This is a genomic window from Acinetobacter sp. WA-87, assembly GCF_039938935.1.
GTDB classification, from domain to species: domain Bacteria; phylum Pseudomonadota; class Gammaproteobacteria; order Pseudomonadales; family Moraxellaceae; genus Acinetobacter; species Acinetobacter seifertii.
Window position 1 is genome coordinate 118080 of record NZ_JBDUVF010000006.1, and the last position, 20306, is coordinate 138385.

The 20306-nt window shown below is 38.7% G+C and carries 18 protein-coding genes; 13 read left to right on the forward strand and 5 right to left on the reverse strand.

The genetic code is table 11. The annotated features are described in order from the left end of the window. Positions 1 to 121: 121 nt before the first annotated feature. The 3 genes from ABFY81_RS16060 to ABFY81_RS16070 all read left to right on the forward strand — a co-directional run bounded on the left by ABFY81_RS16060 (position 122) and on the right by ABFY81_RS16070 (position 3012). Positions 122 to 622, forward strand: a complete 501-nt coding sequence (locus ABFY81_RS16060; RefSeq protein ID WP_347914157.1) for a hypothetical protein — start codon at positions 122 to 124, stop codon at positions 620 to 622. Between the two features lie 146 nt (positions 623 to 768). Next, on the forward strand, positions 769 to 1998 hold the full coding sequence (apbC, locus tag ABFY81_RS16065; protein ID WP_347914158.1) for an iron-sulfur cluster carrier protein ApbC: 1230 nt from the start codon (positions 769 to 771) through the stop codon (positions 1996 to 1998). Positions 1999 to 2139: 141 nt separating this feature from the next. Continuing rightward, positions 2140 to 3012 (forward strand): 5'-methylthioadenosine/S-adenosylhomocysteine nucleosidase, encoded by an 873-nt coding sequence (locus ABFY81_RS16070; protein ID WP_174741166.1) that lies wholly within the window; start codon positions 2140 to 2142, stop codon positions 3010 to 3012. Between the two features lie 30 nt (positions 3013 to 3042). On the opposite strand, the gene ABFY81_RS16075 is transcribed toward ABFY81_RS16070, so the two are convergent. Beyond that, positions 3043 to 3609, reverse strand: a complete 567-nt coding sequence (locus ABFY81_RS16075) for a DUF2062 domain-containing protein (RefSeq protein ID WP_347914159.1) — start codon at positions 3607 to 3609, stop codon at positions 3043 to 3045. A gap of 355 nt (positions 3610 to 3964) precedes the next feature. Here ABFY81_RS16075 and ABFY81_RS16080 point away from each other — a divergent pair, with 355 nt between their 5' ends. From ABFY81_RS16080 to ABFY81_RS16110, 7 genes are all read left to right on the forward strand, one after another. Beyond that, entirely contained in the window at positions 3965 to 4558 is a 594-nt protein-coding gene (locus ABFY81_RS16080) for a LysE family transporter (RefSeq protein WP_346791231.1), read from the forward strand. Between the two features lie 115 nt (positions 4559 to 4673). Beyond that, complete coding sequence (dcd, locus tag ABFY81_RS16085; RefSeq protein WP_002120290.1) at positions 4674 to 5243, forward strand: dCTP deaminase; 570 nt, start codon at positions 4674 to 4676, stop codon at positions 5241 to 5243. A gap of 299 nt (positions 5244 to 5542) precedes the next feature. After that, the gene (locus ABFY81_RS16090; protein WP_347914160.1) at positions 5543 to 6841 is read left to right on the forward strand and encodes a hypothetical protein; all 1299 of its coding nucleotides are present in this window, start codon (positions 5543 to 5545) and stop codon (positions 6839 to 6841) included. A 225-nt stretch (positions 6842 to 7066) separates the two neighbouring features. After that, positions 7067 to 9199, forward strand: a complete 2133-nt coding sequence (locus tag ABFY81_RS16095) for a hypothetical protein (protein ID WP_347914161.1) — start codon at positions 7067 to 7069, stop codon at positions 9197 to 9199. Between the two features lie 15 nt (positions 9200 to 9214). Next, positions 9215 to 9940 (forward strand): DUF6160 family protein, encoded by a 726-nt coding sequence (locus ABFY81_RS16100; RefSeq protein ID WP_039251621.1) that lies wholly within the window; start codon positions 9215 to 9217, stop codon positions 9938 to 9940. A 32-nt stretch (positions 9941 to 9972) separates the two neighbouring features. Then, on the forward strand, positions 9973 to 12384 hold the full coding sequence (locus tag ABFY81_RS16105; RefSeq protein WP_347914162.1) for a DUF6160 family protein: 2412 nt from the start codon (positions 9973 to 9975) through the stop codon (positions 12382 to 12384). A 160-nt stretch (positions 12385 to 12544) separates the two neighbouring features. Continuing rightward, positions 12545 to 13498, forward strand: a complete 954-nt coding sequence (locus ABFY81_RS16110; protein ID WP_347914163.1) for a DUF6160 family protein — start codon at positions 12545 to 12547, stop codon at positions 13496 to 13498. Positions 13499 to 13575: 77 nt separating this feature from the next. Here the strand turns inward: ABFY81_RS16110 and ABFY81_RS16115 are convergent, their stop codons facing one another. Beyond that, positions 13576 to 14520: a tRNA-dihydrouridine synthase gene (locus ABFY81_RS16115; protein WP_347914164.1), complete on the reverse strand. Its 945-nt coding sequence runs from the start codon at positions 14518 to 14520 to the stop codon at positions 13576 to 13578. A gap of 84 nt (positions 14521 to 14604) precedes the next feature. Then, a complete protein-coding gene (gene ccsA, locus ABFY81_RS16120) occupies positions 14605 to 15414 on the reverse strand; it encodes a cytochrome c biogenesis protein CcsA (RefSeq protein WP_004703432.1) in 810 nt (269 codons plus the stop codon). A gap of 140 nt (positions 15415 to 15554) precedes the next feature. Between ccsA and ffh the strand changes: the two genes are divergently transcribed. Further along, entirely contained in the window at positions 15555 to 16967 is a 1413-nt protein-coding gene (gene ffh / locus ABFY81_RS16125) for a signal recognition particle protein (RefSeq protein ID WP_004703430.1), read from the forward strand. Positions 16968 to 17016: 49 nt separating this feature from the next. Here ffh and ABFY81_RS16130 read toward each other — a convergent pair whose 3' ends face one another. Both ABFY81_RS16130 and ABFY81_RS16135 read right to left on the reverse strand, forming a co-directional pair. Continuing rightward, the gene (locus ABFY81_RS16130; RefSeq protein ID WP_019457055.1) at positions 17017 to 17751 is read right to left on the reverse strand and encodes a pantothenate kinase; all 735 of its coding nucleotides are present in this window, start codon (positions 17749 to 17751) and stop codon (positions 17017 to 17019) included. A 15-nt stretch (positions 17752 to 17766) separates the two neighbouring features. Next, positions 17767 to 18519 carry a biotin--[acetyl-CoA-carboxylase] ligase gene (locus ABFY81_RS16135; protein ID WP_347914165.1) on the reverse strand — a complete coding sequence of 251 codons (753 nt, stop codon included), beginning with the start codon at positions 18517 to 18519 and terminating at the stop codon, positions 17767 to 17769. A gap of 30 nt (positions 18520 to 18549) precedes the next feature. Here ABFY81_RS16135 and ABFY81_RS16140 point away from each other — a divergent pair, with 30 nt between their 5' ends. Both ABFY81_RS16140 and ABFY81_RS16145 read left to right on the forward strand, forming a co-directional pair. Continuing rightward, positions 18550 to 19353: a sulfite exporter TauE/SafE family protein gene (locus ABFY81_RS16140; protein ID WP_347914166.1), complete on the forward strand. Its 804-nt coding sequence runs from the start codon at positions 18550 to 18552 to the stop codon at positions 19351 to 19353. Positions 19354 to 19606: 253 nt separating this feature from the next. Then, entirely contained in the window at positions 19607 to 20302 is a 696-nt protein-coding gene (locus ABFY81_RS16145) for a GntR family transcriptional regulator (protein ID WP_107973002.1), read from the forward strand. Positions 20303 to 20306: the final 4 nt, after the last annotated feature.

Here is a 20306-nt window from a genome sequence, read left to right on the forward strand (position 1 = left end):
TTGAATCTTCCTGTATTGTCTTTGTTTCAAATTGCAGTTACGGTCAGAAAATAAACCATAACGATGTATAACTAATAACTTATTCAGGTAATTTTTTTAATTAACGATGAGGATAACAACGATGACTACTGAAAATAAATTAGATGAATTAAAGGCAAAAGCGGCAGATGCAAAAGTAAAGGGTGAGAAAGCTTTGGACGACCTAAAGGAAAATGTTAAAGAGAAACAGGCCGCTGCAAAAGATGCTGTTGAAGATAAAGTAGATGAATTAAAGTCAAAGGCAGCAGAAGCAAAAGCACAAGGTGAAAAAGCCTTGGATGATTTGAAGGACAATGTAAAAGAAAAACAGGCTTCTGCAAAAGATGCTGTTGAAGATAAAGCCACTGATTTGAAAGGCAAACTTGATGATGCTCAGCATAGTCTGCAAGATAAGTTTGATCACTTACGTACTGAAGCGGCCCATAAGCTTGATGATGCTAAAGCCAAAGCCGCAGAATTGAAGGAAGAAGCTGCATCAAAACTTGATGAATTGAAAACGCAGGCAACTGCAAAGTTTGATGAATTGAAGAAAACAGCAACCGATAAACTGAATAAGTTAAAAAATCACGATTCTGCTGAATAAGCTGATTTAAACTAAAATCCGTGCTGCTCACTCAAATGTTGAGGCTTTTAAATTAGCAATTATTCATTTCGAGTTGAGCGAGTACGGACCAATACTGTTACACTAGCTCCAATAAGCTGTAATGATCTGTTTTTGGAGTAAACAATATGTCTTGGCTTTCTTCATTAAAGTCTGTTTTTTCACCGGCACAAGAAGTGAAAGAAGATGAAATCCAAACCGTACTCCAAAATTATTTGCTACCCCATTCCAAAGATGCCTTAAAAGAGCGCATTAGTCAGCTTCAGGTGCAAGGTCGAGTTCTACAACTCACCATTAATACATTTCCTGATGAAAAAGAGCATCTGCAGCAAATTCATGATGAATTAGCCGATGCCTTAGAAAAATGTGGTATTGAAGAACTTAATTTGCACGTAGTTCAGCAAAAGCGCCCAGCACAAGAAAGCGCAGGTCAAGGTTGTTCATCTAAAGTATCGAAAGAAAATTCGAACTTACCACCAGTAGTTGATGCTTCAACTAAATCTGCACCTGATCCAAACAATCCACCGATTCAAAAAGCTGCTCCTCAACAAAGAGATGTTCCAGCTCATCCTCGAATTAAGAACGTTATTTTGGTTTCATCTGGTAAAGGTGGTGTTGGTAAATCGACCACTACGGTCAATTTAGCGCTTGCCTTACAAAAAATGGGTCTCAAGGTTGGGGTATTAGATGCCGATATCTATGGCCCAAGTATTCCAACCATGTTAGGTAATGCTGGCAAAACACCTCTTATTGAAAGTGAAAATTTTGTACCTTTAGATGCATACGGTATGGCTGTACTTTCTATTGGACATCTCACTGGTGATAACAATACACCTGTCGCATGGCGTGGACCGAAGGCAACAGGTGCTCTAATGCAATTGTTTAATCAAACACTTTGGCCAGATTTAGATGTATTGATGATTGATATGCCGCCGGGTACAGGTGATATCCAACTCACACTTGCACAGCGTATTCCTGTGACTGGCTCAATTATTGTGACGACTCCGCAAAATGTTGCTTTATTGGATGCCACCAAAGGAATTGAGTTGTTTAATAAAGTTGGCATACCAGTATTGGGTGTTGTTGAAAATATGTCGACTCATATTTGTTCTAACTGTGGGCATGAAGAACAAATTTTTGGTATCGGTGGCGGTGTTAAGCTTTCCGAGCAATACCATATTCCATTATTAGGACGTTTGCCTTTAAATGCTCAAATCCGTGAACATGCAGATCAGGGTAAACCGAGTGTTGTAGCAATGGATGACGCAGCGGATAGCTACATCGATATTGCTAAAGTATTGTGGCAACAGATTGAAAAAATCCCTCAACGCACACGTGATGATAAGCGAATCTTTTGATTCATCCGACCCGACTTTAAGTCGGGTTTTTATTGGTTGGTTAAAAGTAAAATTTAAATTACTGAATCTAAATAACAAAGCTAATCTTGAAATTGGCATGTAGATTGCTAGTTTACGCTTTTAAAAAGAAATAGGTGAAAAATGCAATTTAAATATACTTTGGGCGTCATCAGTTTATGTAGTGCGGTATTTTTAATGGGATGTAATGATGATAACTCAACTGTCTCACAAACATCGACAGTTGAAGAACAGAAACAGAAACTGCAGCCGATTATTATTCAAGGTGCTCTACCTGTAGAATCGCAACAGATGGCAGCTAAATTACAGAATGTGACTGTTGAAAATGTTGGTGGATGGACCTTTTGGAAAGGAACACACAATGGTTATCCAATGATTATATCCAAAACACGTATGGGTATGAGTAACTCTGCTGCTGCAACAGCTTTAGCCATTGAGCGTTATAAGCCGATTGCAATTATTAATCAGGGGACATCAGGGGGACATGACCCAGATCTACATGTCTACGATATTGTTTTAGGAAAGTACGCAACTAATATTGGTGCATTTAGAACACCTAAACAACCCTTAGGAGCTGGATCAAATTCACTCACTTGGGTTGAAGCATTTGATGTTTTACCAACCGATGAGTCTGATCCCGAACCGATTGCAATTCGCAAATTTGAAGGCGATAAAGAGTTATTAATGGCGGCCCATAAAGTTCGTTATGACAAAGGTCAAGTAGTTGAAGGAACGATTGGATCAGCAGATGTTTGGAATAATGAATTGGATCGTATTCAATTTTTCCATCAACGTTATGGTACCTCTGTTGAGGAAATGGAAGCAGCATCAGTTGCACAAATTGCAAGCCAGTTTAATGTTCCTTTCTTAGGAATTCGAATTTTATCTAATAATATTACCAATAATGGCGCATATGACCCAGGTACTGGAGAGGCTTGCCAAGACTATGTGCTTAATGTGGCAGAAGAATATATGAAATCTAAACTAGCAAAATAACAATTTAACTCTATGCAAGAAGATGAGTTCTTAAGGGGTATCTTCTTGTTTTTTATAACCAGCTCGACTTTTCCAATTTCGAATGACCATCCAACGCCAAAAAACTTCAGTCACTATATAAAGTATGATTGCAAATACAAATGCTTCAACTACAAGCCCTGACATTAAAATTTTGGCGAGACTGAAATCTATATGCCCATGACCAAAGTGAGTAATCCACCTAGAAATTTGATGCAGTACACCTAAAAGCATCTTTTTATTAATCATATGTACATGATAAATATGTGAACCAAACCAGAACCCAGTATATAAAATGGGAACTAAAGTGAGAGGATTACTGAGCCAAGCAAGCATTAGGCTAATAGGCAAATTCACTTCAAATAGCAATACTGCCATCACAATAAAGACGCTATGAAATGGAATAGGCAGTAAACCGAAAAATGTTCCTACAAAAACGGCTCTTGTAATTGATTTACGGTTGACATACCAAAGCACAGGATTAAGGGTTTTTTTCCCAAAAATCCTTAAAAATTTCATATTTGAAACTTTCTCTGGAGAAGGAAGCCAAGACTGAAAAAATTGCTTTGCCATAATCATAGGATAGTAGAGTCTGGTGACTCATATAAACACAAAAAAACAATATATTAATTGAAACTTATTGAAAGCTTAAAAATTAAACTTACTGCAGTAATAATTCATTATAGATCTTTTCTAGGTAAAAATAGATTTTAAATAAAAATACTTATATTACTTAATACAATTTGGTACGCAAAGTTCAACAACTGACTGCTAAGTTTTTTAGATTAAAATTTTTAAAAACCACCTATCTTGTTGTTTAATATTTATTTTTAAATATTGAATGTTAACTTTTTAAAAAATTGTCTTACAATTAGATTTTGCCTTAGCAAAAAATATCTATTAATCTGAAATGACTACATTGTGAGGTCATTCAATGATTTCATGGCTATTTATTGGCTTAGTTGCCACAATTTTACTTACCCCAGGCCCAACCAATACTTTACTCGCATCGTCAGGAGTACAGGTAGGTCTTAAGAAGTCTGCGAAATTAATTCCGGCAGAAGTTCTTGGATATGTAATTTCTATTTCAGCTTGGGGCATGTTAATCGGGAAAGTTTCTGCAACGCTTCCTTTCTTACCTCCTATGCTTAAATTGCTAAGCGCTTGTTACATTATTTTTTTAGCAATTAAGTTATGGCATACAGCCAATCAGCAACTTGAGTTAGATCAGCCCACAATTCGACCACGTGAATTGTTCTGTGCAACTTTACTGAATCCTAAAGCATTACTTTTTGCTTCAGCGATTTTCCCTGTTACCGCATGGACTGATTTTCATATTTATTTCATCCATATGCTGGCTTATTTAGCGTTAATTACACCGATTGCATTGTTCTGGATTTTCTTGGGGTCAATTTTGGCAGGTAATAAAGTACGTTGGTTAAATCAATCGAATTTACAAAAAACAGCCTCGCTGATCTTAGTCAGTTTCTCAATTCCGATTAGCTATTCTGCTTTATTAAACCTTTAAAAGTCTTACTGAGCTATTCTTATCGAGAAGAGTAGCTCAAGCATTGTTTTCATAATTGCTTTTTTACGTTAAAGTACGTCGCAATCAATGAAATTACCTTTTGGATAGAAAATACATGGCTATTAAGTCTGATCGTTGGATTCGCGAAATGAGCGAAAAACACGGCATGATTGAACCTTATGCAGAGAATCAAGTCCGTTTTGATAAGAATGGCGAAAAATTGATTTCTTACGGGGTCTCTAGCTATGGTTATGACGTACGCTGTGCCCGTGAATTTAAAGTTTTCACTAACGTACATTCTGCAATTGTTGATCCGAAAAATTTTGATGATAAAAGTTTTATCGACATTGAGTCTGATGTTTGTATTATTCCACCAAACTCATTTGCTTTAGCACGTACAATTGAATATTTCCGTATTCCGCGTAATGTTTTGACTGTATGTCTTGGTAAATCGACTTATGCACGCTGCGGTATTATTGTCAACGTGACGCCTTTAGAACCAGAATGGGAAGGTCACGTGACTTTAGAATTTTCAAATACTACGAATTTACCTGCACGTATTTATGCAGGTGAAGGTGTAGCACAAATGTTGTTCTTTGAAAGTGATGAAGTTTGTGAAACGTCTTATAAAGACCGTGGTGGTAAGTACCAAGGTCAAACTGGCGTGACACTTCCGAAAACCTAAGTTGTTTTTAATTTAGATTAAATTCTAAAAATGGGTCACTTTAAGTGGCCTATTTTTGTTGAAAAGTAAAGAAAGTGGCGTTCATCGGAATATTAATAAATGAACGTTTTCTTTTGTAAAAAATGATATAAAATGATCAATAATTGATTTGCTTCTTTGAGTTGTATCACACAAATCAAAAGAAACTAGATCGTAAATATCGGCGTTTTCTTTATGTATTTAATTTAAGGTTAAAGCAAGAGAAGCCAAATAAAAAGAAATCAAATTAGATTATGCCCCCAAGGATACGGAGGTCGGTCATGCGACAGTTTAAGTCCCTTCATGTAGCTATTCTAGCACTTGGAAGTTTATGCTTTTCTTCTGCTTATGCTGGTTCTACCTTAGTTCCAATGTCAGATGCTGAGTTGTCAGCTACTCGTGGCCAAGCCTTGATGAGTATGTCTTATATTGCGCCTACCGATGCTGCAAGTAATTCAAGTACTAACGGAAACATGGGATTTTATCGACTTGCTTTAGATGGTCAATTAGAACTGAATGCCAACATTAAAAAATTGCAATTAGGCTGTGGTGGTGTCAATGGAGCAGGGGCATGTGATATTGATATCGATTATTTGAGCTTAAGTGGTGGTACTGTCGATAGTACTAGTGCAGAGCGAGCTGCGTCATCTGCTGTTATTACCAACCCATTTTTAGAGTTCGCGGTTAAAAACCCAAATTCAGCTTCTACACGTGAAATACAGGGTTTTCGTTTAAGTGCCAAATCACTTTCTGGTTTGCTTACTTTTGGTTTACAAAATGGTGATGCTGCGAGTGGTATTAACTCATTGAGTGGATACTTAGTGACTAAACCAACAGGGGGCACGGTAACTACCAATCCTTACTATGGTATTACTCAAGATGAGACAGGAACAGCAATTACGGGACGAGCACAATTTATAGGTAATGTAGCAACTCTTCCATTTACATCTACTGACTATAATCTGAACTTAGGAGCAGGTAGTGGAACTCTATCTATGGGACAGCAAATTATTACGGGTAAACGTATAAATACAGCCAATTTAAATGCGACAGCAAGGGTTGGAGGAATTGCAGTTACGGGCACTTTAGATGCAACTGCTTCATTACTCGGTATCCCTGTTCCGATTTCGGGCAATGTAACTGGAACGGTAAATAATTTAGATGTAAATGTAGCAATTAAACAAAGCTTGGGCTATTTCCACGCTGCCCAATTAAATGGATCTGCTGGTTACTTATCGGTGCAGGGTGTGAATATTCTATGGCCAGAGGCAGCATCAACTGCCCAAACAGGATGGTGGTTAGAACTTACAAACCCGATTGATATTGGTCAAATTACTCCTACAGGGAGTGTCGATATTGCTTTAGCTACTATTAATGATGCCTTAGGGCAAGTCAGCTCGTATCTTAATAGTAATCCTGTGCCATGTGGGCCACTGGCGTTAAGTTGCTTAGCGGGTAATCTTCCTATTGGAAATGTTGATTTAGCAGGTAAAACACCAGCTTCTATGAGCTTAACTAATGTGGTTTTACAAAAACAAAATTTCTCAGCTAACTGTTATGGTTCTCTAAAATTCTGCTGATTAAGATCATTATTTGAATCATTTTTCATTCATCGGAAAAATGTATTTTTGCTGATTTAATTTTGCATTTGAATAAATATTCAGCATAATGGAAATGTGGAAAGGTTGGCAATTTTGAAGTTTGCCCCTTGTGAGATGGAAAAGGAAATGATTTTATCTCACATCAAGGACTGTTAAAGAAAAAGAAATATGGTGCGCGGCATCGTATAAAACAGGAAGGTCACGATGACTACACTTAATTATACGGTCGGTTTTCGAAAAACCGTTTTAGCAAGTTTAATTGGCCTCTGTTTAAGTCAATCAAGTTTTGCTCTTGAAGAGCTTTCTGATGCCGGTTTAAGTGAAACTACAGGCGAAGGTATTGCAATATTACCCCAAAACGCATTTATGGTATTCCGTGGTGCTGGCCCCAATGAATCTTTAAATCAAATTATTACCGACCGTAGTAAAGATACAGGCTACATTAACTATGTACCTGTTGGGCCTTTGAGTGTGGCAACTGCTGATACCAGTGGTAATGGCTCTGTTGGACCTGAAGATAAGGCAGTTGGAAAAGCAGATATCTTTCTTTATGGCTTAGCTCTTTCTAAGTCAGATGGTGATGCAAACTCGCGTATTGCCAATACTGCAACAGCAGCAGCGATTTCAAGCTGGGGAACAGGTGCGAACCCATGGGTATTCAAAGTAAAAACTGCGAACAATGTTCCTAACTTTGGTACTACAGATAGCGGTGGTTATCCTGTTACGTATTTATCTTTAGAGGCTCCTCTATATCAACCTACGATTGATGGTGCAGAGGGTGCAGACGCATATAATTTAAAATTAGGTTTATGGGCGGATGCATTTGTACGGAATCCTAATATTGTGGCAACGACAAATGGCTCTTTAGCACAATTCCAATATGGCGATAGTAATGGATTAATTGGTACCAGTATTGATACAAGTCGTGCTAACCGTTTGCGATTACAAGGTATTCTAAATGGCTTTAGTCTCAATGGTAGCCAGATTAGTATGTTTCAAACACTAGGTGGGGCAACCTCTGCTGGTGGAATGAGTCCTTTTTATAACAATACTTTGGGGATGTCAGGTTTAGTACGTTTAAATACGGGTGATAGTAAAGATACAAGTATTGTGACTGAGAATGTTACGAGCCAAACCCAAACCTATGCGTCGAGCACCAATAATGGTTGGCAAACAGTACATGCCGGTGCAAATTCAACATTAAGTACAAGCAGTAGTGGCGACTGTGGTAATAGCAGTACAGGAAGTTTCAGTACATCACGTGGCTGTCGCTATTATGTAGAAAATCGTACTAGAACAGATACAAAAACATCAAGTAAGACTCGAAGCGCCTTTAACGATACGAGTAAAGTTTTACGATTGAGTACTCGTGAAACTTCTGACTCACCGAATGCATCAAACAATTTATATACGCCCGCATTAGATGCTACAGGTGCTATAGCGCCGAAGTTCGCAGATACTGAAGGTTTATATCTATATAACCCAAATATTAATTTAGTGTTAGGTAATTTATATCAACCACTTATTTTGGGTTCTGATGGTAAAAACTTTAGTATAGAAATCGCACGAATTGCGAATAAACCAGAAATATATAAGCAAATTTATACTGATTATACGGGGGTCGACACGACTTACAAAGGATCTACCTGTAACGTTTATTCATGTGCTAACCCAACACACAGTAGTATCGCAATTGGGACAGTTTACAGCCCTGATAATGGAAAAACTTTGTTAGCAAATACAAGTGAAGGCGCAATTGGGGTTTCCTTTGGTCGCTTAATTTCAACAGGTACACAAGTTTCTGGAACTTCCGCTGGTAGTCTAGTTTCGCTGACCAACTCTGTATCTGGAACGACCTCAGCATCTATGACAGAAGTCCGTTTTAAACAAAGACAACAAAATACTCAAATATGGAATCAAACCTATAGTTGTGGTTTGTTTAATTCCAACTGTGGTTATAAAACATTAGGATATTTATATCAGTGGGAATATAACCAAGGTACAGGAACTTGGGTGATTACAAATCCAACAGCAAAACCTGCTGATGCAGCAACTTGTTCTGGTGCATTAGGATGTACGAGTACATCAGGATCTACCCCAATGTATGGTACGGTTTCAAACCGTGACTGGAGTAATGCTTCTATTCCTTGGCTGACGTCACGAAATGCTGTAGTCAATGACTTAATTGGAAGTAGTAATGGCACTACAGGTTATGTAATTCCAACTGCCAATCAGGCGCCTGCATTAAACAATATTACTCCTTTGAACAATTTAGGTTCTGCTGTGGTAGATGGTTTACTCATTCAGCATTTGAAACTCACCACAAAAGGTCTATAAGAGGAGGATAACGCGATGAAAAAAATAACTGCTTTACTCCTTACTCTTTGTGCAACTGCGACTCATGCAGAATTACAAACTTTGGACAACGACGCTTTACAGGCGATTAATGGTCAGGCAGGTGCTGACTTGTCTTTAATGCTCAATTTAAACCAAACCAGTAACGGTATATTTGATAATGGTAGCGGTGGTGTTTGTGAAAACCTTGAGTTCTGCCACATTGGATTAGCAATTAATAAGCGTTTTGTGCAAGCAGATGCGACTAAACCAAGTGGTTGGGCCGAAAATAGTGATAGTGGTAATAAACTTTGGTTAGTGTTTAAAGGCGTACAAGGAACTTTAAATATTCAAAAAATGGGTTTGGATGGTGCTGATTTAAAGTATCTTGATAAAACCAATACCGAAATTATAAAACCTGCGATTCAACTTAGTTTTAGTGCAGCACAGCCGATTTTAATCCGTAACTTTGGTTTTAACGCGTTATCGATTGAGCAAGATAACTTTACAAGCTCAACCACGACCCAAGGTTCAAGTACCAATATGTATGATTATGCATATTTCAAAAAGCCAACGTATGCGGCAACTGCAAATAGTGCAAATCAGCAAGTTGCAACGGCTACACCTTCAGCCTATGACTATGGACGTGAAACAGGCTTTATGGGCTTAATGATGAACGGAAATTTAGCAATTCAAGGAAAAGTCATGGTATTTAGCTGTGATGGTAGCCATCCCCGTTGTTAACGCTTAATGTAGATTTCAAAGGAACTGAAGTGATGAACAAAAATAAAGAAAGTCACAGCTCAAAGTTTATTTTAAATACATTAGCAACCAGCATGTTGTTAGTGAGTGGGCAAGTGTTTGCTTTAGAAGCTTTAACAGATGCTGATTTGAGTGCGGTAAACGGTCAAGATGGAATCTCGATTCAAACGACTTTTAATGAAATTAATATTGATAATGCTTATTGGGATGACCATGCGGGCACACCAACAAGCGCCGATCAGGTTTTAAGAGCGCAAGCCAGTGGCGTAAAAATACAAAAAAGTAATGCGTCTACCCAAACTTTAGGAACAAACTACCGTTTAGATGTGGGAAGTAATACAGCTACAGGTAAAGCTGGCATTGATTTTTCTATGCAAAGTAGCCCATCCCTCATTACAGTAAATAGCGTTAAAGTTTGTAATAGCTCTGCTACATGCTCACCTACGCTAGGGCAGTTGGCTATACAAACAACTTCTCCTTTAAATTTAGCACTGACTACTCAAGATGGTCTATTTAGTCCAAATAGCCAGTCAAATATGGCATTAGGAATAAACAACGCAAATATTTATTTAGGCCAGTTAGATGCACGCAGTCAGCTCAATCAACTGATATTAAAGAATTTTAACTTTAATTTTGTTGGTAAAGGTGTCATGTTCATCGATCCCGTTAGGGGCATTGTTTTACAAACTAATACTGGATCAAATGTAGCTGCTGTTGGGCAAACACCAAGTACGATTTATGGTTATGTAGACTTTAATCGGGTAGCAGACTCAGCTTCGGGCTTAACAGCTGGTACGTATGTAGATAGCAACGGTAAAGCGACTAATTCGGGTCTTAACATTGAAGTAATGCTGAGCTCTAATGTTGATAAAACTAATCCTTATGGACTAGATGCGACCAATACACCGCAAAATTCAAAAGGTTTAATTCGGCTAGGTGCCAGTGGACGTATGGTAAATAGTTATTTACAAGTCCGTGGTATGGATGGTTCTTCAGACACTACAACTTTAGGTACTGCAAATACTGCTTCGGGTACGAGTTCAAGTAATAGTATTTTGGGTAATACAGGAATTGCCTTCCGAATGAAAGGTGAATTCACTAAAGATAATGATTCAATGCTGGGTTCAGATGGTAAAGCCACGACTTTAGAAATTGGTGGGGCAGGTTTAAATGCTTACGGTTTCGAGTTCGGCAATTTAACAGGTCTTAACTCAGCTACACGCGGTTATTTTGATAGCGGAAATATTTATTTAAATCTTGCTGATACAAAAACATTGTTAATGCCAAATAATGCGACCTTAAACAGTATTCGTTTAGGGTCGGGTACTTTAACAACCGCCGCCGATTATCAACATAATATTCACCGTGATACAGTGACTAATCCATTTAGTTTAATTCTTGCAATGCGTGGAGCAGAGTTTCAAGCATTTTCAAGACGAGGACGTTTTACCACAAGCGCAAATGTTACTGCTGCCAATCAATTTGCAGATAACGGTTTAACTAACCAATGGGGCTTGGCTTTACCTTTTTATAATTTAAATGCCAATGCTGCAGTTTACGGTTTAGATGCGCCTGCAAATAGCGCTTTTTACTATACAAAAGATGCTAACGGTAAACCCATTCAAAATGTTGTAGGTACTTCTGGAACAACTTCGCGTTTAGGATTTGGTGTTGCTGTTGGAACAACAGGTCGAGATACAGGCGGTACAAAAACAACTTCAATTTTATTAATTGATGGTTCTCCAAATGCTAATAATGCAGGCAACCCTACCGACTATTACATGGGCTTACGTAATATCGATATGTTCTTAAAAGGTAATGGCAGTATTGGTTTAGAAAATGGCAGTCTCAATATTAGTTTAAGAGAGATGCTCATTGCTTTATCAACTGAAATTGCAGCGGGTTATTTACCAGGAGCTAAATATAAAACTTGTCCGGCAACAGGGTCTTGTACCTCACCGATTGATAACTTTGCCAGAAATAATGACGTTTTATTTGGCTTAAAACTACGCTTAGGCGGTGATTTAAATTTATCGATAGTACCTAACAGTTCAATCGCTGATGGTAGTGCTTTAACTGTACTCGGTGATTTCACAATGCCAGCCACAGCAACTGGAAATACAGTTCAAATTAGTGACCCAATTGATGGTTCGGCAATTGGTTTTGATAATATTACCGGTAAGCTAGCGTTTAATACCGCTTTAGTGGTGGGCAAAGATACAACAAGTGGTTTAGGTAAAGTGGGGGTAAATACAGCAGTGTACTTTAACCCTGATAAAAGTATTGACGGTGCTTTACGTGTTAAAGATATTAATTTCTATCCACCTTCAACAGGTGCAGGTGCACGTTTAGGTGAGCTTGCTATTACGGGTGGGCGTTTAAATAGTAACTTTAGTATCGTACCGAGAAATGGTGCTTTTAACTAACTAGAATAAAGTGGCGATATCGCCACTTTTTATAAAAATTTATTTTGAATGTGATTGGATTTGCATTCGTCGGGTTATATCGATAATTGTTTTGTACCCATCTATTATTCTGATAATCTGAACAAATAATAAACGTTTGTCTCTTAAGGATTAGAGCGACATGAAAAATAAAAATATAGTGTGCTGGTTATTACTTACCAGTAGTTCAAGTGTGTTTGCCATGCAGCCTTTAGATGACCAAAGTCTTTCAGCGGCGACAGGTCAAAATGGTTTAACGTTAGGCATTCAGGCCGATAAAGTTAAATTTAATCAGGTTGCATTGATTGATACCAATGGCATCGCCTCTACGTCTTACAATAGTAAAGCTGGTGTTGTCATTGCAGGGAACTCTTCGAATCCTGTTCCAAGCATAGAGTTTATTAAAGCAGCTGTATCGACCAATCCTTCTTTCAATATTGCTATTGATACCGATGCAGGTGCGGGTAAGCCTTTTGTAAATTTAGCTGTCACGATGGGTAGTGACGTAAATGGGATTCGACTTACACCGTTTTCAGTTTATTTGGCACCTAACACTTCAGTATCTAGCCCTGCTGATTATGCGGTGAGTAGTTATGCTCCAAAATCCATTTTTAGTTCGGGAACCACGGTAAATACAGGAGTAAAGGAGCTTGTTCGCTCTACAGGTAATCTTGATATTAACTTTGTGCAAACCAATAAACCTCGTTTAAACATTCAGTTGGGGCATGCTGCTCAGTCTGTTATGGTTAAATTTGGTGGAGCACTTCAATCGATTTGTTCTGCCGCTGCGGGTTGTCCAATTACGTTAGTGTCCGATACTACAGGTGCTTCATTTGGATTTAAATTTGCAGGAACAAATGCAGCTACAGGTTTTCTTCTTGATGGGTTTTATGCTGGGGTCGATCCAACAGGATTAACTTTTGGTAATACAGGTGCATCTAGTAAATTTGATGCATCGCTTAACAATGTCACTTTAGGAAATTTAGCAACACAAAGTACAACAACTTTTAATAATTTACCTAACGGGTCTATGGGGAGTTTTGGAGTTACAGGTGCTTCAGTGACTGACTTTAAAATGAAAGTAAGCGGTTTTTAAAAAATAATTACTTAACCTGAAATACCAAAAGAGGGTGGCTGTATCAACAGTCACCCTCTTTTATAAATTTAAAGTAATTAGCTATGTGATGAGCTGGTTCGTTCTAACTGTTGAACAATTTCCTCTAAAGCTTTAATTCGTTTAACTTGGTCCCACAGTTCTTTGGCTTGAGGGTAGGCTTTGGTCATCATGCCTAACCATTGTTTATAACGACCAACCATCCCAATTTCTGTTTTTGCCTGACCATTTAAAAAACGGATTTGTAAGTCAACCAGTTGCTCCCAACTAAATAAAGCCTCATCCATATTTTTACGAATGCATTGTGTTAAATCAGGAGTCGTTACAGCACCGCGACCAATCATTAAATCTTCACAACCAGATTGCTGTTGGCAGGCCTTTGCATCTGCATTGTTCCAGATTTCGCCGTTAGCAATGACATTAATTTTTAAAGCTTCTTTGATTGGTAGAATTTTTTCCCAATAAGCTGGTGGTGTATAACCATCTGCTTTCGTCCGCGCATGTACTGTTAACCAGCTTGCGCCGGCATCTTCAACCGCGTGCGCATTTTCCATGGTGTGGTTTTCATCGAGATAACCTAAACGCATTTTTGCTGAAACAGGAATATGTGCAGGTACAGCATCACGGACAGCTTTAATCAGCATATGTACCACGTCTGGTTCATCAAGAAGTACGGAACCACCTCGGTGTCGATTTACGGTTTTGGCAGGACAACCAAAATTAAGATCTATCGCAGGAGCACCTAGTTCAACCACTTTTGCTGCATTTGCTGCCAGCATATCTGGATTATTTCCTAAGAACTGCACATGAACAGGTGTACCTGCTGCTGTTTTACCGTCGTTCTTTAACTCAGGGCAAAAACTATAATAGATATGGTCTGGTAAAATACTGTCTGTAACTCGAATAAACTCGGTTACACACCAGTCGAAATCACCAACAGATGTGAGAGTATCCCGCATGATCGGGTCAGTTAAACCTTCCATTGGAGCGAGTATGAGTTTCACAGTCTGTGCCACCTGATTAAAACAAAAACAGCGTTATACGGGATATGTATAACGCTGTCTAGTAGTGCTGAAATTTTAATTGTTTTATCGGCCTAATATCATTTCAAGTACAAATTTACTGCCAATAAAACCAATTGCTAAAAGGGCAAAACCAATTAAGGTAAAACGAATCGCTTTTTGTCCTCGCCATCCAAGTTTGTAATGGCCAATCAGTAATGAGCCATAAATAATCCATGAAATAATACTAAATACAGTTTTATGAGCGAGATGCTGAGCAAAGAAACTATCAACAGTTAAAAAGCCAAATGCGAGAGCAATGGTTAATAAAATAAAACCAGTAATAATTAAGTCAAATAACAACGATTCCATGGCCTGAATTGGAGGGAGTAAATTGACCCAAAAGCGTTTTTTTTGTTTCTTTTTGAGTTCACGATTTTGGAACCATATCAAGATTGCGTGTATGGTTGCCATCAGTAAAACTGCATAGGCGGAAAGTGAAAGAATAATATGCGTATCTAGGCCTAACGAATGCTGTTCAATAAATTGATCAGGTTTACTAAAGCCAAAACCTAAAATAAGTCCAATCGCTGCTACAGGAATGCCGAGTAAGTTTAAAGGTACAATTGGACGAAAAGTACTAAAAATTAAACTTAACAACAACATAAGCCATGATGTAAAAGAGACTAAATTAAAAACATCATAGTTAATTCCTAATGGTGTCAGCATGGCATTGCATAAAACTGTACCGTGTAATAGCAGTGCCAAGGTTGTAACAAAAGCAAATAACCATGGATTTGGTTCACGTTTTGACATTAAACGTATGAACAGATACCAGAAAGAAGTGGTATATGCGATGAGTGCCAAAATTGTGTAAACCAAGGGGAGGCTAATCATGTCAAACCTTTTTCAGGATTAATTCATCTAGATAAGATATAAATTCGCTGCGAACTAAAGTATCCTATAGCATTCTATGCATAAATTTTCTATTTCGAGAAAGATTTTTTTGCAACTAGCCATTTTAAGCGGATTTTGCAATGTTTGATACCTTAACAGAACGACTCACACAGAGTTTAAGAAATGTTACTGGCTCAGGGCAGCTGACCGAAGACAATATTAAAGATACCTTACGTGAAGTACGTATGGCTCTTCTTGAAGCCGATGTCGCGTTACCTGTAACTCGTGAATTTATCGCGAAAGTTAAGGAAGAGGCATTGGGCCAAGAAGTGATGACTCAGTTATCTCCAGGCCAGGCATTTGTAAAAATTGTTTATGACGAACTCACCAAGATGATGGGTGAGGCAAATGAAACACTGGATTTAAGTGCTAAGCCTCCAGTTGTTGTATTACTTGCCGGTTTACAAGGTGCAGGTAAAACGACAACTGCTGCCAAGCTGGCACGTTTCTTAAAAGAACGTCAAAAGAAAAAAGTAATGACGGTTTCTGCCGACGTTTACCGTCCGGCAGCGATCAAACAGTTAGAAACTGTCTCGGCAGAAGTTGGTGCAGGCTTTATTCCATCAGATCCTTCTGAAAAGCCAATTGACATCGTTAACCGTGCAATTGAACAGGCAAAAATCCAGTTTGCTGATGTGCTGATTGTCGATACAGCGGGTCGTTTACATGTCGATGAAGACATGATGGACGAAATTAAAGAATTACATGCAGCAGTTAAGCCGACTGAAACTCTGTTCGTGGTTGATGCCATGACAGGTCAGGATGCTGCAAATACTGCTAAAGCATTTAACGATGCTTTGGCACTTACTGGTGTGATTCTTACTAAAACTGATGGTGATGCGCGTGGTGGTGCAGCACTTTCTGTACGTGCGATTACTGGTAAGCCAATCAAGTTCTTGGGTATGGGCGAAAAGCTTGATGCCTTAGAGCCATTTCATCCGGATCGTGTGGCCCAACGTATTTTAGGTATGGGTGACGTACTTTCTTTAGTCGAAGAAGTTGAACGTAAAATCGACAAAGAAAAAGCCGAAAAGATGGCGAAAAAATTGCAAAAAGGCGGAAGCTTTAACTTTGAAGATATGCTAATGCAATTTGAGCAAATGAAAAAAATGGGTGGCATGATGGGCTTCTTAGACAAGTTGCCTGGCATGAGCGGTGCAGGAATTCAGCAAGCAATTGAGCAAGCGAACCCTGAAAAACAAGTCAAAAAGATGGAAGCTATTATCCAATCAATGACTGTTAAAGAGCGTCGTAACCCTGACCTGATGAACCCAAGTCGTAAAAAGCGTATTGCGGCAGGTTGTGGTATGGATGTTGCGGAAGTGAATAAACTCATTAAGCAACAAGCGCAAATGGCTAAAATGATGAAGAAGTTTGCGAATCCATCTGGTATGAGCAAAATGATGCGTTCTTTAGGCAATATGCAAAAGCAGTTTGGCGGCGGCGGTGGCGGAATGGGACCACTGTTTGGTAACAACGACCAAAAGAAATAAATTCATAAAATAAAAGGCGCCTAGAGCGCCTTTTATTTTGTTCTGTGTTTTAGTCTTTAGGATAATGAGCAATATATTGTTGCAACCCTTTAAGTAAAAGATCTGTTTCAACAGTAGGTTGGTACTTCTGTAGAAATTTAGCAAAAAGAGAGGCATCACCACCAGTCAGCAGCAGCTTTTTAGGAGATTGCTGCATAATATTTTCGATGGTACTAATCAGACCTAATAAAATACCGTGGTGTACTGCATCGACTGTGTTATTACCCGGGTTCAGATTATCAAAAGCTGAATCTGGAATTTTAATACCTTTGGTATTTTGAATGAGTGCATCGCGCTGCAAATATAAATTAGGGAGGATGTAACCACCTAAATGTTGTTTGCCCTGCGTTAAATCAATCGTAAGCGCTGTTCCACATCCAATAATGCAATAGTTTTCTTGTTCCTCTGCAACAGCAAGTACTTGTAACCAGCGATCAATCCCGAGCTGACTAGGAACTTCATAGCCACATTGTAGGCCTGCATATTCTGAGTGAACTTTGGCAAAAACCACTGGAATTTCAAGCCATTTTAAAATCTGCTGAATACGCTGGTTGTTTTCGGTATCGAGAACCGAAGAAATCCCAATACGATGCAGACCTTGGTGTTTAAAGTGTTGGATTAACCCAAGTAATAAATCGGCAGGAGACTGCAAATGTAGCTCGGCTGCATGTTCAATAATTTGCTGATTTTCAGTAATCCAGTATTTTAAACGGGTGTTTCCGATATCAAGCCATAAACTTTTCATGGAGAAAACACCTAATTATTGAGTGGTTTGTGGTCTTAAACGACCTTGATAAAACTGCTGTGGCTCTGGAGTTTCAAGAATTACTGCACCTTCATTAGAAATTCCAACAAAACGGCCGTGTACCAATCCTTGACTATGTTCGAATTGAACTAACTGATTCAACCAAGCTGCATGATGGTTAAAACGACCTGCTAAGTTATAACAACCATGATCAAACCAGCGAGCTGCATTTTGAATTGCAACATAGAGTTCTGAAATGAGTTCAAGCCGACTCATTTGCTCTAAGCCTAAATCTTCTAAAGAGGTGATTGGCTGATCACTATCAGTCACTGGCGGGGTTTTTAAATTAATCCCTACGCCAACAATAGCCTGATGTTGGGAAAGTGGTTCGACCAAAATTCCACCCCATTTCCCATGCGCACTATACAAATCATTTGGCCATTTCACTTGTAAGCTTAAAGCTTGTAACTGCGGGATTTGCAAAATATTTAAAGCAACTTCAAGTGCTAAGCGACCATCTAAGGGTGTTCGAGTTTGCACCAATGTGCTTAAATAAATGTTTCCTTCAGGTGAAATCCACTGCCGTTGATGTTGACCTCGCCCTTGAGTTTGTTGAGCACTGCAAACCAAGCCTGTTGTAATGCCTTTTTGGGCAATTTCACGAATATCATCATTGGTCGAAGTTGTGGTTGCTTTTAATAAAACCACTTCTGGAAGCTGGTTTTTTGCGCTTAAAAGTTGTTGTAGTTGGCGAGTCTCTAAATCCATGTTGAATATGAGCAGAGTGGTAAAACATTTATGGAGTTAATCATATATTTACTCATTGGCGCAATTGCTGGTTTTACTGCCGGACTGTTTGGGGTTGGTGGTGGACTAATTATTGTACCAATCCTCTATGTCGTTTTTACCCAGTTGCACTATGACCCTGCGGTAATCATGCATATTGCAGTCGGAACATCGCTTGCCACCATTATTGTGACGTCATTTAGTTCAGTTTCTGCCCATCATAAAAAAGGTGCAGTACTTTGGCCTGTTTTTCGTAATTTGGCACCTGGGCTAGTGATTGGTTCATTCTTAGGGGCGGGTATTGCCGATCTGATGTCTGGTCAGCATTTACAGCTTCTTATTGGTGTTTTTGCTGTTGTAATGGCCTATCGTATGTTTAAAGGCGCAAATGTGGTTGTTGACCCATCACGCCAACTTCCTTCAACACCTATGCAATTTATGGCAGGTGGTGGCATTGGTATTGCCTCTGCAATTTTTGGTATTGGAGGCGGTAGCTTAACTGTTCCGTATTTAAACCGTCATGGCGTAGTCATGCAAAAAGCAGTTGCGACTTCTGCCGCTTGTGGTTTACCTATTGCTGTAGCTGGTGCAATTGGCTTTATGTGGTTTGGTGCTAAAGAGCACATCTCTGTACCTAACACGATTGGTTATGTGCACATCTATGCGTTTATTGGTATTAGTGTCATGAGTTTTGTGACGGCTAAACTTGGTGCTAAGGTTGCACATGCTTTATCACCACAAATGTTGAAAAAATGCTTTGCTTGTTTATTGGTGGTGGTAGGCAGTTATTTTATTTATAAAGGTTTTATGAATTAAAAAGCACATTTGGTTAGAAAAATATAGAAAAAGAAGCTTAGACTCACATGGTTTAAGCTTTTTTTATTTGAACATTTAAACAGACTAAAGATAAGTTTTTTCATCCGATTTCTGTATGGATTTTGGGCGGGTTGGCTTAAAATGCAATAAAATTGTCAGACAATGACATAGTTTTTAATGGATGGGATCAGTTAAAAACAAGGATGCGAAAGAAAAGCATGGATTAATGCATATAAAAAGTAGCGGGTGATTTATGAATCTCGAAGAGACAGAAAGTCTTTCTGAGCAAATTGTAAAATATATTAGCGAACAGATTATTAGCGGCGAATTGGTCGAAGGCGAACGCATACAAGAGCTTCGTATTGCGAAAGAGCTTGATGTAAGCAGGGGGTCGGTTCGTGAAGCATTATTATTACTTGAACGTACTCATTTAATTGAGATATTTCCACGCCGCGGGGCAATTGTTTCAGAAATGTCTGCACAACAAGTGAAAGCACTGTTTGATACAAACGTAATGCTACTAGGACACATTGTGCAACGCATCAGTGAAACATGGCGTGCACACGAAGCTGATCAATTACAGCTGTTACAAGAACAATTATTTGAGCATGTAAAAGCAGGCGATATCGAAAAATTCTACGATGCCATTTTCCAATATCTGGCTGAACAACAAGATATGGTCAGTAATCCTTATTTAATGAAATTCTATAAAGAATTATTACCTTCTCTACGTCGTAGTTATTTTTTGACCTTAAATACCTCTAAGCGGGAACTACAAGAAGCGTTTGCATTATTTAAACTCGTGACTGATGCAATTTTGATCCGAAAATCACAACAAGCCGCTTTATTTATGGAAGATTTTTGTCGACACTTACGTAACCTTGTGTTGGAATCGCTGACACGAATGAAACAGATTGAATTGGCTTGGGCGAGACGCTCACGCCGTTAGTTAG

What these genes read in the sequence shown, in the direction of transcription:
- ABFY81_RS16060 (WP_347914157.1), top strand. Translation starts at nt 122, where the DNA reads ATGACTACTGAAAATAAATTAGATGAATTAAAGGCAAAAGCGGCAGAT.
- apbC (WP_347914158.1), top strand. Translation starts at nt 769, where the DNA reads ATGTCTTGGCTTTCTTCATTAAAGTCTGTTTTTTCACCGGCACAAGAA.
- ABFY81_RS16070 (WP_174741166.1), top strand. Translation starts at nt 2,140, where the DNA reads ATGCAATTTAAATATACTTTGGGCGTCATCAGTTTATGTAGTGCGGTA.
- ABFY81_RS16075 (WP_347914159.1), bottom strand. Translation starts at nt 3,609, where the DNA reads ATGATTATGGCAAAGCAATTTTTTCAGTCTTGGCTTCCTTCTCCAGAG.
- ABFY81_RS16080 (WP_346791231.1), top strand. Translation starts at nt 3,965, where the DNA reads ATGATTTCATGGCTATTTATTGGCTTAGTTGCCACAATTTTACTTACC.
- dcd (WP_002120290.1), top strand. Translation starts at nt 4,674, where the DNA reads ATGGCTATTAAGTCTGATCGTTGGATTCGCGAAATGAGCGAAAAACAC.
- ABFY81_RS16090 (WP_347914160.1), top strand. Translation starts at nt 5,543, where the DNA reads ATGCGACAGTTTAAGTCCCTTCATGTAGCTATTCTAGCACTTGGAAGT.
- ABFY81_RS16095 (WP_347914161.1), top strand. Translation starts at nt 7,067, where the DNA reads ATGACTACACTTAATTATACGGTCGGTTTTCGAAAAACCGTTTTAGCA.
- ABFY81_RS16100 (WP_039251621.1), top strand. Translation starts at nt 9,215, where the DNA reads ATGAAAAAAATAACTGCTTTACTCCTTACTCTTTGTGCAACTGCGACT.
- ABFY81_RS16105 (WP_347914162.1), top strand. Translation starts at nt 9,973, where the DNA reads ATGAACAAAAATAAAGAAAGTCACAGCTCAAAGTTTATTTTAAATACA.
- ABFY81_RS16110 (WP_347914163.1), top strand. Translation starts at nt 12,545, where the DNA reads ATGAAAAATAAAAATATAGTGTGCTGGTTATTACTTACCAGTAGTTCA.
- ccsA (WP_004703432.1), bottom strand. Translation starts at nt 15,414, where the DNA reads ATGATTAGCCTCCCCTTGGTTTACACAATTTTGGCACTCATCGCATAT.
- ffh (WP_004703430.1), top strand. Translation starts at nt 15,555, where the DNA reads ATGTTTGATACCTTAACAGAACGACTCACACAGAGTTTAAGAAATGTT.
- ABFY81_RS16130 (WP_019457055.1), bottom strand. Translation starts at nt 17,751, where the DNA reads ATGAAAAGTTTATGGCTTGATATCGGAAACACCCGTTTAAAATACTGG.
- ABFY81_RS16135 (WP_347914165.1), bottom strand. Translation starts at nt 18,519, where the DNA reads ATGGATTTAGAGACTCGCCAACTACAACAACTTTTAAGCGCAAAAAAC.
- ABFY81_RS16140 (WP_347914166.1), top strand. Translation starts at nt 18,550, where the DNA reads ATGGAGTTAATCATATATTTACTCATTGGCGCAATTGCTGGTTTTACT.
- ABFY81_RS16145 (WP_107973002.1), top strand. Translation starts at nt 19,607, where the DNA reads ATGAATCTCGAAGAGACAGAAAGTCTTTCTGAGCAAATTGTAAAATAT.